This is a genomic window from Thermus sp. NMX2.A1, from assembly GCF_000511705.1.
Classification (GTDB): Bacteria; Deinococcota; Deinococci; order Deinococcales; family Thermaceae; genus Thermus; species Thermus scotoductus.
The window spans coordinates 1-12,467 of record NZ_ATNI01000080.1 but is presented as its reverse complement, the minus strand read 5'-3'; the positions used below and the strand labels follow the sequence as shown (position 1 = coordinate 12,467).

General features: G+C 65.9%; 11 protein-coding genes. 5 read left to right on the top strand and 6 right to left on the bottom strand.

From position 1 onward, the window contains the following. Window positions 1-14: 14 nt before the first annotated feature. Genes TNMX_RS09385 through TNMX_RS09370 form a run of 4 tightly spaced genes read left to right on the top strand, consistent with a single transcriptional unit; the run spans window position 15 to window position 2,778 of the window. The gene (locus TNMX_RS09385) at window positions 15-1,079 is read left to right on the top strand and encodes a bifunctional 3-deoxy-7-phosphoheptulonate synthase/chorismate mutase (protein ID WP_038031559.1); all 1,065 of its coding nucleotides are present in this window, start codon (window positions 15-17) and stop codon (window positions 1,077-1,079) included. Beyond that, window positions 1,080-2,021 (top strand): 4Fe-4S dicluster domain-containing protein, encoded by a 942-nt coding sequence (locus TNMX_RS09380; RefSeq protein ID WP_038031556.1) that lies wholly within the window; start codon window positions 1,080-1,082, stop codon window positions 2,019-2,021. Window positions 2,022-2,030: 9 nt separating this feature from the next. Next, complete coding sequence (gene mce, locus TNMX_RS09375; protein WP_038031554.1) at window positions 2,031-2,432, top strand: methylmalonyl-CoA epimerase; 402 nt, start codon at window positions 2,031-2,033, stop codon at window positions 2,430-2,432. A 43-nt stretch (window positions 2,433-2,475) separates the two neighbouring features. Then, the gene (locus TNMX_RS09370) at window positions 2,476-2,778 is read left to right on the top strand and encodes a VanZ family protein (RefSeq protein WP_052037971.1); all 303 of its coding nucleotides are present in this window, start codon (window positions 2,476-2,478) and stop codon (window positions 2,776-2,778) included. On the opposite strand, the gene TNMX_RS09365 is transcribed toward TNMX_RS09370, so the two are convergent. The 6 genes from TNMX_RS09365 to TNMX_RS09340 all read right to left on the bottom strand — a co-directional run bounded on the left by TNMX_RS09365 (window position 2,732) and on the right by TNMX_RS09340 (window position 11,688). Then, window positions 2,732-3,415, bottom strand: a complete 684-nt coding sequence (locus tag TNMX_RS09365) for an SDR family oxidoreductase (RefSeq protein ID WP_038031552.1) — start codon at window positions 3,413-3,415, stop codon at window positions 2,732-2,734. The genes TNMX_RS09370 and TNMX_RS09365 overlap by 47 nt on opposite strands. A gap of 3 nt (window positions 3,416-3,418) precedes the next feature. Further along, the gene (locus TNMX_RS09360) at window positions 3,419-4,420 is read right to left on the bottom strand and encodes a hypothetical protein (RefSeq protein ID WP_038031550.1); all 1,002 of its coding nucleotides are present in this window, start codon (window positions 4,418-4,420) and stop codon (window positions 3,419-3,421) included. Further along, window positions 4,417-6,930 carry a hypothetical protein gene (locus TNMX_RS09355; protein WP_038031548.1) on the bottom strand — a complete coding sequence of 838 codons (2,514 nt, stop codon included), beginning with the start codon at window positions 6,928-6,930 and terminating at the stop codon, window positions 4,417-4,419. The genes TNMX_RS09360 and TNMX_RS09355 overlap by 4 nt, the downstream gene beginning before the upstream one ends. Then, window positions 6,927-7,970 (bottom strand): LptF/LptG family permease, encoded by a 1,044-nt coding sequence (locus TNMX_RS09350; RefSeq protein WP_038031546.1) that lies wholly within the window; start codon window positions 7,968-7,970, stop codon window positions 6,927-6,929. Before TNMX_RS09350 ends, TNMX_RS09355 begins: the two co-directional genes overlap by 4 nt. Next, window positions 7,967-8,977: an LptF/LptG family permease gene (locus tag TNMX_RS09345; RefSeq protein ID WP_038031544.1), complete on the bottom strand. Its 1,011-nt coding sequence runs from the start codon at window positions 8,975-8,977 to the stop codon at window positions 7,967-7,969. The genes TNMX_RS09350 and TNMX_RS09345 overlap by 4 nt, the downstream gene beginning before the upstream one ends. An 803-nt stretch (window positions 8,978-9,780) precedes the next feature. Beyond that, window positions 9,781-11,688 (bottom strand): DNA topoisomerase subunit B, encoded by a 1,908-nt coding sequence (locus TNMX_RS09340; RefSeq protein WP_038031542.1) that lies wholly within the window; start codon window positions 11,686-11,688, stop codon window positions 9,781-9,783. 170 nt (window positions 11,689-11,858) lie between these two features. Between TNMX_RS09340 and TNMX_RS09335 the strand changes: the two genes are divergently transcribed. Further along, entirely contained in the window at window positions 11,859-12,245 is a 387-nt protein-coding gene (locus TNMX_RS09335; RefSeq protein WP_038031606.1) for a hypothetical protein, read from the top strand. The last annotated feature ends 222 nt before the right edge of the window (window positions 12,246-12,467 follow it).

Below are 12,467 nucleotides of genomic sequence, written 5' to 3'. Positions count from 1 at the left end.
CCATAGAATAGCCCATGGACGAGCGCATCCTGGCCCTGCGTAAGGAGGTGGACCGGGTTAACCGGGAAATCCTGCGCCTCCTCTCCGAACGGGGAAGGCTGGTGCAGGAGATCGGCCGCATCCAGACCGAGCTCGGCCTGCCCCACTACGACCCCAAGCGGGAAGAGGAGATGCTGGCCTACCTCACCGCGGAAAACCCCGGTCCCTTTCCTCCGGAAACCATCCGAAAGCTTTTCAAAGAGATCTTCAAGGCCAGCCTGGACCTCGAGGAGCGGGAGGACCAGAAGAAGTTCCTCTATTCCCGCAGGCACAAGCCCGAGCCCACCCGGGTGCGGGTGGGGGAGGTGGTCTTTGGGGAAAAGCCCCTCCTCATCGCCGGACCCTGCTCCATCGAGTCCGAGGAGCAGATGATGGAAACCGCCCGCTTCCTTTCCGCCAAGGGAGTCAAGGTCCTAAGGGGCGGGGCCTTCAAGCCCAGGACCAGCCCCTATGGCTTCCAGGGCCTGGGGGTGGAGGGGCTGAAGCTTGGCCGCAAGGCGGCGGAAGCTTTTGGCATGGTTTTCGTCACCGAGGTCATGGATACCCGGGACGTGGAGGTGGTGGCGGAATACGCGGATATCCTCCAAATCGGGGCCCGGAACATGCAGAACTTCGCCCTCCTCAAGGAGGTGGGGCGCTCGGGTAAGCCCGTCCTTCTCAAGAGGGGGCTTTCCGCCACCATGGAGGAGTGGTTCTATGCCGCCGAGTACATCCTGAGCCAGGGCAATGAGCAGGTCATCCTGGCGGAAAGGGGAATCCGCACCTTTGAGCGCTGGACCCGAAACACCCTGGACCTTTCCGCCGTGGCCTTGGCCAAGCAGGAAACCCACCTGCCTGTGGTGGTGGATGTGACCCACGCCGCCGGACGCACGGATCTTCTGGCTCCCCTGGCCCGGGCGGCCTTGGCGGTGGGGGCGGATGGGGTGCACGTGGAGGTCCACCCCAACCCCAAGGTAGCCCTCTCCGATAACCAACAGCAGATGGACTTCCGGCAGTTTGAGGCCTTCCTTAAGGCCATAGAGGACCTTCTAGGGGCGTGAATGGGCTTCTTGGATAACCTTCTGAACGCCTTCCTCAAGGCCACGGACCCCAGGCCCCGCTACACGGAGGCTCGTTGTCTCCTCTACAAGAACAGCGTGGGGGGGTGCGACCGTTGCCACCAGGCCTGTCCCAAGGGGGCGGTACGCTTGGAAAGCTTCCGGGTGGAGCTGGACGAGGTGCTCTGCACCGGGTGCGGCCTCTGCACGGGGGTCTGCCCTGGGGTGGCCCTGGAGTATCCCTTGGGAGGCATCCAGGAGGCCTTGATCCGGGGCAAGGGGCAGATCCGTTGCTCCAAGGCCGAGGGCAAGGGGGAGGAGGTGTTGTGCCTGGGCCGCTTGACCCCGGGGCTTTTGGCGGAGGCGGGTAGCCGTTTCGGGAAGGTGGTCTTGGCCCGGGGGGATTGCGCCTCCTGTAGGATCGGGGGGCCTGCGGTGCCCGAGCACCTGGAAAGGATGGTGGAGGAGGCCCAGCGCTACCACCCCGTGGAGGTGGAGGTCCTGCAAGGGGAGCTTCCCGGGGAGAAGGTGGGGCGGAGGGAACTTTTCCAGGCCCTTATGGGAAGCGCCAAGCGCACCGCCGCCGACCTGGTGCCCGAGCTTCCCCTTCCTGCCCCGGAGGAGGAAAAGGGTATGCCGGCGGAGCTTCGCCTGCGCCTTTTGGCGGCCAGGCGGGCTTCCGAGGTGCGCTGGCCCAGGATCCTGGTGGAGGAGGGATGCACCCTTTGCCCGGTGTGCACCAACGTCTGCCCCACGGAGGCGGTCTATAGGGTGCGGGAGGGGGAGGAGTATGTCCTCAGGCTCAAGGTGGAGGCCTGCACGGGATGCGGGGCCTGTGTGGAAAGCTGCCCGCCTCAGGTGATCCGCCTCGAGGAGGCGGGTAAGGAGGAGCTTTTCCAGGAGCTGGAGCTTTACCGGGGGAAGCCCCCCTGGTACGACCTGTAGAATCCTCCCATGCGGCTGCACCACGTGGGCATTGCGGTGGAGGACTTAGAGGAGGCCAAGGCCCGTTACGGGCTTTTGGGCTTTGGCGTGGTGGCGGAAGGGGAGGTGGCCGCCCAGGGGGTGCGGGTGGCCCTGCTCCGGGGGGAAGGGGAGACCCTTCTGGAGCTCCTCGCCCCCTTGGGGCCGGATACCCCGGTGGGGCGCTTTCTGGCCAAGCGGGGCCCTGGGCTTCATCACCTGGCCTTTGCCACCTCCCGGATTGAGGAGGAGCTTGCCCGGCTGAAGGGGGTGGGAGCCAGGCTCATCGACGAGGTCCCCCGGCCGGGTTTTGGCGGGCACCGGGTGGTCTTCCTCCACCCCGGCTTTGGCCTCGGGGTGCTTTGGGAACTGGTGGAGACGGAGGGTGCGTAGGCCAGGGTTCCGCTGGGTGCCGGCCCTCCTCGCCCTGGGGGAGATGGGGCTACTCTGGTGGCTTTCGGACCAGCCCGCCACCGGGATGGGCCTGCCCCATCCCTGGGACAAGGGTGCCCATTTCCTGGCCTACGGGCTTTTGGGCTTCCTCCTGGGGGTGGCCTTCGGGGATTTCCGTCCCGCCCTCCTCCTGGCCGCCCTCTACGGGGTGGTGGACGAGTGGCACCAAAGCTGGGTTCCCGGACGGGAGGCCTTCGGCTGGGACCTTGTGGCGGACTTTCTAGGAGCTTGTCTGGGGGCTAGGTGGGGGGGTAGATGGGGAGCTCCAGGAGCCGGCCGCCCCTAGCTCCGGCCGCCTGGACCACCATCTCCGCCACCAGCTCGGGGGCGATCCAGCGGCTGGGGTCGGCCTCCGGCATGGCCTTCCGGTTGGCCTCGGTGTCCAGGGTACCCATGGGGTAGACGAGGAGGAAGCGCACTCCCTGCACCTCCCCCTGGAGGGAGCGGATGAGGCTGGCCAAGGCGGTCTTGGCCATGGTGTAGAGGGCTCTTCCTGGGCCGGCCCCCGTCCAGGCGGGGCCGGCGGCGATGGCGGCGAAAAACCCCTCGCCTCGAGCCTCCAGGTAGGGCAGGGTGGCCTTGAGGAGGTTGAAGGTGGTGCGCAGGTTCAGGTCCAGAAGCCAGTCGTAAAGCCCGGGGTCCGAGTCCAAAAAGCGCCCGGCGGCGAACCCGCCCACGGTGTGCACCACCCCGAAAAGGGGAGCCTCCCGCTCCACGAAGCGGGCCAAGGCCTCGGCCTCCTCCAGCCGGGTGAGGTCGGCCACAAAGGTCTTGGCCCCGTAGGCCCGGGCCCGTTCCGCCATCCGTTCCTCCCGGGGGTCGGAGAGGAAAAGCCGGGCCCCGGCGCGGTGCAGGGCGGGGATCACCGCCCGGGCCAAGGCCCCCCCGGCCCCCGTGACCAAGAAGGCTTTACCCTGGAGCATGCCTCATTCTACCGGGATGAAGGCCAAGGTGGTGGGACTGAAGCCCAGGTTCAGGCTCCGCAGGAAAAGGGGCGGGGAGGGTACCAGATCGTAGACCTCCAGGGCCTGCCCCTGGACCAGGTAAAGGTAGCCATCCTGGCCCACGAGCCCGGCTGTATAGGTGTCGAACTGCCGCTGCACGGGGGACTCCCGGGGAAAGAGCACCTGGAATCCTTGCCCATAGGCCACCCCTCCCCCCACGGGATCCAGGGCCAGGCGGCTAGGCCGGGGAAAATCCGCCAGAACCTTGCGGCTTGAGAGGGACTCGCCTTCCAGGGTGTAAAGCCGTACCTCGGCCAGGGTGGCGGCAAGCCCGAGAAGCCGTCCCTGAAGGCGGTCCGGCTGAAGGTCATAGGGTCCTTGGTCCGCCTGGGGGTCCAGGGATTTCTCCAGGCTGGGGGTGCCGGTGGGATTCAGGGCAGGACGGTAGCCCAGGGCTTGCCGGCTCATATAGGCCAGAAGCTCCTGCCCCCCTTGGGGGAAAAGGGCCAGGCGCACCTCCGGGGCGAGGTCCGTAAGGTCGGCCTCCTCCAGGCTCCCCGACCCATCCAGGCTAAAGAGGAAGGCCCGGGTGGCGTTTGGACAGTGGGCCAAAAGCCGGTTTTGGCCAAGGCGGAGATACCCCTCTGTGCAGTCCACCCCGGGTGGGAGGTTGGCCGTGGTGGGGGAGGCCTGGGGTGCTCCGTTTTCGCTAAAGCCTTGGGTGGAGTAGGCCTCGAGGCGGTCCGGGAAGAGAAGGTAAAGCCTTCGAAAGGCGTTGGAGTTGGCCAGGTCCTGAAGGCCTGGGGTAGACCAGGTGGCCACGGGGCTTGCCGCGCCCGCCTGGAGGTCCCGGGCCCGGAAGAAGCGCACCTCGTCCTGTCCCCCCATGGCCACCAGGGCGGGCAGGGGAGGCTCCTGGCTTCCCGTGCAGGCGCTCAGGATGAGCCCCAAGAGGGCTAAGGGTAAGGGCCAAAGCTTTTTCACCGGCCACCTCCCAGCTTTACCCCCTCCTCGGAAAGGAGAAGCCCTGCCGCCTGTCCCCCGTAGAGGAAGGCCAGGCCCACGCTCCCCTTGGCGGCGTCCAGGGTGAAGCGCATGGCCCAGCAACACCGGTCCAGGACCAGGATGAAGCGGGGTTTTAAGGGTTCTCCGGGAAGGTTTTGCGTGAGAAGGGCCGCCAGGTGGAGCTTGGTGTTTTCCCTGCCCAGGAAGGTGAGGGTGGGTCCGAAGCTGCGTAAGGCCAGGCCGTAGCCCTCGGGGGTTTGCGGCCTTCGGGTGTAGGTGAGGCTTCCCGAGAGGGAAAGCCCGGGGATGGCTCCTTCCCCCGCCTCGTCCGCGGGCACGGGCTTCCAAAGCTCCATGCCGCCGCTGAAGGTGGCGTCCTTGAGGTAGATGTCCTTATCCTCCACCTCGGGCAGGTGCAGGTTGGCGTTTAGGCGGAAGCCCACCTCGGGGAGGGCCTGGGTCAAGCCCAGGCGCAGGTTGGTGGCCCGGAAGCCCTCCTGGTACCGTCCGGAAAGCTCCAGGTCCAATAGGGGTCCCGGAACGGCCCCAAAGCGGTAGCCCAGGGCGTAGCCCAGGGCCTTGGGATCCAGGGTGGTCCGCAAGGAGAGGCTTTCCGGACCGAGGATGGCCTGGCCTTGCAGGGCCAGGGTGTCCACCTCCCAGTCCCGCCGGCCTTGCAGGGTGTAGGCTGTAACTCCCTCCCGCAGGGCATAGGTGAGGTCGGTGGTGAGGGCTCCCTTGCCGTTCAGGTCGTGACGGTGGGTGAGGTTGAGGCTTCCTCCGGGAAGGGCATAGCCTGCTTGCAGGAGGAGGGGGTCAAAGAGGGCCTTCGGGTGGTCGAAGCGGAGGCTGGCTTTGAGGGAGAAGGGATAGGGGGTGAAGCCCGCCTCGAGGCGGGTTTCCAAGGGGCCTTCCCCCTCGAGGCCCCGCTTGTGCCCCACCGTGAGGCTGTAGCCCTGGTCCTGCAGGAGGACCTGGGCCTCCAGGGGGAGGTACCTTTCCTCCTCCAGGTTCCTGCCCGCCTTCAGGCTCAAGGAAAGGGGTCTTTCCTGGAAACCCAGGGCCAAGGTGGCCTGGTGGCTTCGCCTTTGGGGTAGGGCGTCAAAGCGAAAGGGGGTTTCCCCCTCCTGGACGCTTCGGGCATAGCCCACCTCCACGCTGAATCCCCCCAGGCTTTGCCGCAGGCTGGCCGAGGTGGTCCAGTCCACCTGCCGCTCGCGCTCCCCATCGGGGTTTTGTGTGGTGTAGTAAAACCCCCGGAAGCGGTTCTCGGCCCGGAAGGTGGCCCCGGGCCAGGGGGAGAGGGAAAGGCTTTCGCTATGGGAAAGGAGGGCTCTTCCCGCCTCGGCATAGGGCCCGAGGACCCGGGTGGAGCGGTTTAGGGGGTTGGTCTCCGCCAGGTAGCGGCCCAGGACGAAGCCTGCCTGCAGGCTAAAAGGACCTTCCCGGAACACAGGGCTTTGGGCCTCCACCTCGGGCAGGCGCTGGAGGGTGCGGGGGGGTGGGGTGGCGGGGTCGTGGTCCAGGAAGCCCTCAAGCCTTAGGGCATACCGCCAGTCCTGGGGGGTAGGGATGCCGGGGAGAAGGGCTTCCAGGCGGAAGCGGGAGATCTTGTCCCGGGTATCGTCCCGCTCCACCAGGGCGCTGAGGGAAAACCCCTGCCGCTTTAGGGCGTACTCCCCCCGGTACTGGAAGGTGTCCGGGGGAGTGTGGAGGAAAAAGTAGCGCTCCTTGGCCTCCCCGGTGCCGTAGTGGTCAAAGCCGAAGCCGTAGCCCCGGCCCTGGTAGTAGGAGAGGAGGGTGAATCCCAGGCCGAAGTCGGCCACGTAAGGCAAAGCGGCCTTCAGGTAAAAGCCCCCTTCGTCCTGGCCCACCTCGAACCGGGGCCGGCGCTCGGAGAGGAAGAGGAGGAGGACGGGAAGCTCCAGAACCGGTTTCTCCTGCACCAGCACCACCACCCCCCGGGCCACCACCCGGTCCCCTGGGTACAGGACGATCTCCCGGGCGCGGAAGGCGTAGTCGGGTACCTCCTGGCCGCACGAGGCGCAAGGGGTGGCGTAGCCGTTTTCCAGGAGGATGGCCCCTGCCACCCGCTGGCAAAGGGGGCCGGTGAGCAGGAGGTCCTTGGCCTCGATGCGCACCTCGAGGGCGTCAAAGCTTTCGTCGGAGAGGTCTATCTGAAGTTCCTCCGCCTCCACAAGCCTTCCCTCCCGGTCCCGGTAGCGCACCCCTTCCGAGAGGAAAAGGAGCTTACGGGTGCGAAAGTAGGTGGCCCTTCCCGCCTCGATGGCCTCCCCATCCCGCTCCAGGCGCACGGGGTTTCCCGTGAGCACGTAGACCTCCTCCCCTCCTTCCTGCCTTAGCTCCAGCTTTTCCGCCTCCAGGATCCTCAACACCTTCTCCTGGGCCAGGGCCAGGGAGAAGAGGAGCAGGACCGCGGCCAGCCCAAAAGTGGCTTTTCGGATAGCCCCAGGCCAGGGCCGGCTCACCTCCGCCCTCCCAGGAAGAGGAGGAGGCCCAGGATCCCGTAGAACAGGTTGGGCCCCCAGGCGGCCAAAATGGGATCCAAGGCGTTTTGCTCCCCCATGATCCGCCCCACGCTCCAGGTGGCGTAGTAGAAGAAGGTGAGGACCGCCACCCCCACAAGCCCTAGACTCCGGGACCCTCCCAGGAGGTAGAAGGCCAGGCCGGTGGCGAAGAGGGCGAAGACCAGGCTGGCCGCCGGCTCGGCGTAGCGGCGGTAGTAGGTGGTGGCCTCGAGGCCCGCCTTCACCCCCGCCTGCCTAAGCCTCTCCACCTCCCTTTTAAGCTCCCATAGGGTCATGCGGTTGGCGGGGTTCTGCCAGGGCTCAAAGGTTAGGTCCTTGAGGACCAGCTCCCCGCTTTGGAAGCGGGTTACGGTCCTGGGCCTATCCCCCTCGTAGGTGATCCTTAGGCCCCTTTCCACCCGCAAGACCCCTCCTTGGAATCTTCCTTCCTCCGCCAAGACCACCTCCTCCCGCGAGAGGATTCTAAGTTTCCCGATTCTATCCCCGGCCACCTCCCCCACGTAGACCACCCTGCCCCTGGCGTCCTGGAAGGTGGTGCCCGGGGTGAGAAGGGCCCTGGGCCGTTCCAGCACCTGCCTGCGAAGGAGGTCCTGCCCTTGGGCCAGGGCTTTGGGCACCAGGCTTTCCCCCAAAAGGAAGCCCAAAAGGGCCAGGAGCGCCCCGAGGCCCAAAAGGGGTAAAAGCACGCGTTCCCGCCTTATCCCCAGGGCCAGGAGGGCCTTGAGCTCCGAGTCCTCGCCCAGGCGGGAGAGGAGGAAGAGTAGAGCGAAGAGGTAGGCCACGGGGGCTCCCCGCACCAGGGCCTCGGGGGTGCGGTAGAAGAGGTAGAGGAGAAGGGTGTAGGGATCCGCACCCTTGGCCACCAAAGGGGCCAGGACCTCGTAGACCGCCCCGGCCAGGAAGAGAAGGACGATGACCGCAAGCCCCAGGCTGAAGTGGGCCAGGACCTCGCGCAGGAGGTAGCGGTCCAGGGTCTTCATCTGAGCCTCCAGGTGAGGTAAAGGGCCAAGGCGGCGAAGAAGGCGTTGGGGAGGAAGGCCAGGAGGGGGTTCACGTCGTAGCGGGCGAGCTGGGCGCTCAGGGTCCAGAGCACGTAGTAGCCGAAGATGAGGAGGACGATGCTGAGGAAGGCCCAGGCGGCCTCCCGGAAGGAAAGCCCCAAGGCAGCTGCCACCAAGCCCAGGAAGAAGCCCCCGAGGGCATCCGAAAGCCGGCGGTACAGGGCGAAGCGGGCACTGGGCTCCACCTGGCTCCTTTCCCAAAGCTCCCGCAGGGTGGTGGAGTCGTAGGGATCGCGGGAGCCCAGGCTTTCCTTGGGGCGGAACTGGGTGGGGAAGGGAAGGGTGCCGGCAAAGGGCTTAGGCTTTCCTCCCTCCAGGACGTACCCTCGGAAGTGCCACCCCTCCTTGTCCCAGACTCCTTCCTGGCCGCTATAGATCCGGCCCCTTTCGTCCACCACCCGGATGCCGTAGAGGCGGTTTTGCCCCACCTCGGGCCGTACCTCCTCCGCGTAGTAGACCCCAAGGCCCTCCGCGGCGTAAAGCTGCTTGCGCAACACCCCGCTTAGGCCTCCTTCCCCGTAGAGGAGCCGGGCCAGGTGCTGGTCGTAGGCCTCGAGGGCCCGGGGGCGAAGCTCGGCCAGGTTGACGAGGTTGAAGAGGCTAACCAGAAGGGCCAGAAGGGCCAGGGGTTTCAAAAGGGCCCAGGGGGGTACGCCTGCGGCGTAAGCGGCCTTCAGCTCCGATTGGCGGATGAGGCGGGCAAGACCCACCAAGATGGCGAAGACCAGGCCCAGGGGAAGGGCCAGGCTCAGGGTCCAGGGCAGGCGGTAGAGGATGAGCCTGGCGATGGCCTCCACGCCGGCTCCCCGGCTTAGGAGCACCCCGGAGAGGCTGGAGAGGAGGTCAAAGGTGAGGAGGGCCGCGAAAAGCAGGACCCCCACCAGGTAGGGGATCAGGACCTCCTTGAGGACATACCGACCCAGCACCAGGCCGAGTATACGGGGCCAGGATGAGAAACAAGCGCAGGAGGCGGGAGCTCAGTGGGCGATCACGTGGATCACGGGCAGGCCGAAGCGCTCGGCCTGAGCCAGGGGGAAAGCCCCGGGAGAGGGTGGCCCGGCAGGTCCCGGGATGGGCCAGGAGGGGGGAGACGTCCCCGGCCTTGGCCAAGGCGATGGGGATGCCCTGGGCCTCTAGGGCTTGCCTGGCCGCCTCGGCTTCTGCCTGGGCCCGCCTTTGCCTCTCGTTTTCCTCATAGACCCACCCGGGCGGGAGTATGGCGGGCACCAGAGGACGAATTCGGCCTCGAGGTCCTGCCCTAGGTTCTCCCTTGGCTTTGCCGCCAAGGGCTTTTGGGCCACCCCAGGTACCGGGCCATGGGGTGCCTCCTTTTCCCTTCCGGAAACCCCAAGGATGCTCTGGGGAGAAGGCCCCGGGGCTCTTCGGGATCTAATTTGGATTGAGTTCCTTTAGTTCGCCTAACCCCCGTCAAACCCCTTTTGGGGACGGGGTTTATCGCATACCACTTTACATACCGGAAACCCGTGGTATACTGAAGGAGTCAGAGCAAGGGAAGCCGCCCGCGGGCGGCGGGTTTTTTGGTGCCCTGCCTTCCACCCCTCCAGGGGCCGAGCCCGCTCCCCTTGGCCCCCTCGGGGCCGGGGGGAGGAAACCGGGGTACGGGCTTATACCCTTTACTTTTGGTTCCTGCGCTTCCAGGTTCCCAAAAAACTTCACAGGGACTCCCTACCGGGGCCCCCATGCAGGCTTGGGCCTGCATGGGGTGGTATTAGATGTCAATTTCCGCGTAGCGGGCGTGCTCCTCGATGAACTCCCTCCTGGGGGCTACTTCCTGTCCCATGAGCTTCTCGAAGAGCTCGCTGGCCTCGAGGGCGTCCTGGAGCTCCACCTTCTTCAAAACCCGCTTCTCCGGGTTCATGGTGGTTTCCCAAAGCTGCTCGGGGTTCATCTCCCCGAGACCCTTAAAGCGCTGCACCTCGTAGCTTTTCCCCTCTAGCTCCTTCAGGCGGGCGGCAAGCTCCTCGTCGGAGTAGAGGTACTCCACCTTTTTCCCCACCTGCAGGCGGTAAAGGGGCGGCTGGGCGATGTACACGTGCCCCCTTTCAATCAGGGGCCTCATGTAGCGGTAGAAGAAGGTGAGGAGGAGGGTGCGGATGTGGCTTCCGTCCACGTCGGCGTCGGTCATGATGATGATCTTGTGGTAGCGGAGGCCCTCGAGGTCAAAGTGGGCTTCGTCGCCCGTACCCCCGATCCCCACCCCGATGGCCGCCACCATGGCCCGCACCTCGGCGTTTTTCAGGGCCTTGGAAAGCCCCGCCTTTTCCACGTTGAGGATCTTGCCCCTAAGGGGCAGGATGGCCTGGAAGCGCCGGTCGCGGCCCTGCTTGGCGCTTCCCCCGGCCGAATCCCCCTCCACGATGAAAAGCTCCGCTTCCTCCGGGTTTTCCGTCTGGCAGTCGGCCAGCTTCCCGGGAAGGTCGTCGGACTCCAGGGGGTTTTGCCTTCGCACCAGCTCCCGGGCCTTCCGGGCAGCCTCCCGGGCTTGGGCGGCCCGCAGGGCCTTCTCGTAGATGGTCTTGGCGATGCGGGGGTTCTCCTCGAGGATCTCCAAAAACTTCTCGTAGACCACCTGGCTTACGGCGCTCCCCGCCTCGGGGTTTAAAAGCTTTCCCTTGGTCTGGCCCTCAAACTGGGGTTGGGGTAGCTTTACGCTCACCACGGCATAAAGCCCCTCCAGCAGGTCGTCCCCGGTGGGCTGGGGGCCTTTTTCCTTGTTTAGGCCCGCCTTCTTGGCGTACTGGTTCAGGGCCCGGCTGTAGGCGCTCTTAAAGGCGGTGAGGTGGGTACCGCCGTCCCGGGTGGGGATCATGTTGGCGTAGGTGAGGATCTCGGCGTTGTACCCCTTGGTGTGGATGAGGCCCACCTCCACCTCCACCTCCCCCTCCTGCCCCTTGAGGAGGAAGGGCTTTTCGTAAAGAAGCTCCTCCCCTTCCGCCAGGGCCTTGGCGAAGGAGGCCACCCCCCCTTTGTCCAGGTAGACGTCCTCCCGCCCGTGGATGAGGTCCTTGAAGACCAGCTTGAGCCCCGCCACCAGGTAGCTCACCTCCCGCAGGCGGGCCCTGATCTTGCTGGGGTCAAAGGCCTGGTTCCCGAAGATGAGGGGATCGGGCTTGAAGGTAACCCGGGTGCCGGTCTTGCCCTTGGGAGCGGGCCCCACCAGGGCAAGGGGTTCGGTGACCTCGCCCCGGCTGAAGGCGATCCGGTGGTGCTTTCCCTCCCGGAACACCTCCACCACCGTCCACTCGGAAAGGGCGTTCACCACGCTGGCCCCTACCCCGTGGAGGCCCCCTGAGACCTTGTAGGCGCTGCTGTCAAATTTGCCGCCGGAGTGCAGGGTGGTGTAGATCACCTCCACCGCGGGCTTGCCCTCCTCGGGCATCAGGTCCACGGGGATGCCCCGGCCGTTGTCCTCCACGGTGAGGGAGCCATCGGGATTGAGGGTGGTGACGATCTCCGTGGCGTAGCCCGCCAGGGCCTCGTCCACGGCGTTGTCCAGGATTTCCTTGAAGAGGTGGTGGTACCCCTCCACCCCCGTGCCCCCGATGTACATGGCGGGGCGGTGGCGCACCCCCTCTAGGCCTTTGAGTACCTTAATGGCGGAAGCGTCGTAGCTCACCCCCTTAGTATACCACAGAAGGAATGCGGCACTTTCCCCTTAAGGATGGGCCAAGAGGGCGCGTGTTCCCGGGGAGGAGATTGGTAATATTACCAATAATGTCCGGGATGCCCTCCGCTTTGGGGCCCCTACCCCAAATGAACCGCTTTGGGGTGCCTTATCATGGCCCCATGCCGGTTTTGCTTTTCCTGCATGCCTCCTTGGGGGCTTTGCTCCTCCTGGCGGTGCCCGCCTTGGCCTTGGTGGGCTTGCAGGGGTTTTTTCGGCCCCTGCCCGGGGGCTTCTTTCGGGCCTTGCGGGGGGTGGCTTGGGTGGCCATCCTTCAGGTCCTCCTGGGCTTTTTCCTCTTCCTCCAGGGCCTTAGGCCCAAAGACGGCCTCCACCTCCTCTACGGCTTGCTCCTCGCCGCTGGGCTCCACTATCTGGGAGGTTTGGAGCCAGGGGCGTGGTTCTACCGGGGCCTCAAGGACCCCCCGCGCCGCCCCGAGGTCTACGTGGCCCTGGGAATGCTCTTCTGTGTGGGGCTGGTGGTTAGGGTCTATGTCACGGGAGGGTGAGGGCTTCCCGGACCCCCTTTTCCCGGGAGAAGAGACCGGATAGTGTGTAGGGGTTTGTGTGCTGGAGGAGATGCTTCGAGAAGGGCATACCCCCCGTACACAGGGGCACATCCGCCTTACCACGACCCCCTTGTGGCGAGCCGCTTTGCGGGCAAGGGCGGCCCTAGGCCGGGGGCGGTCCACCCTCCTCCCCGCCCTTCTTCGCCAAGGGATCCTGGAACT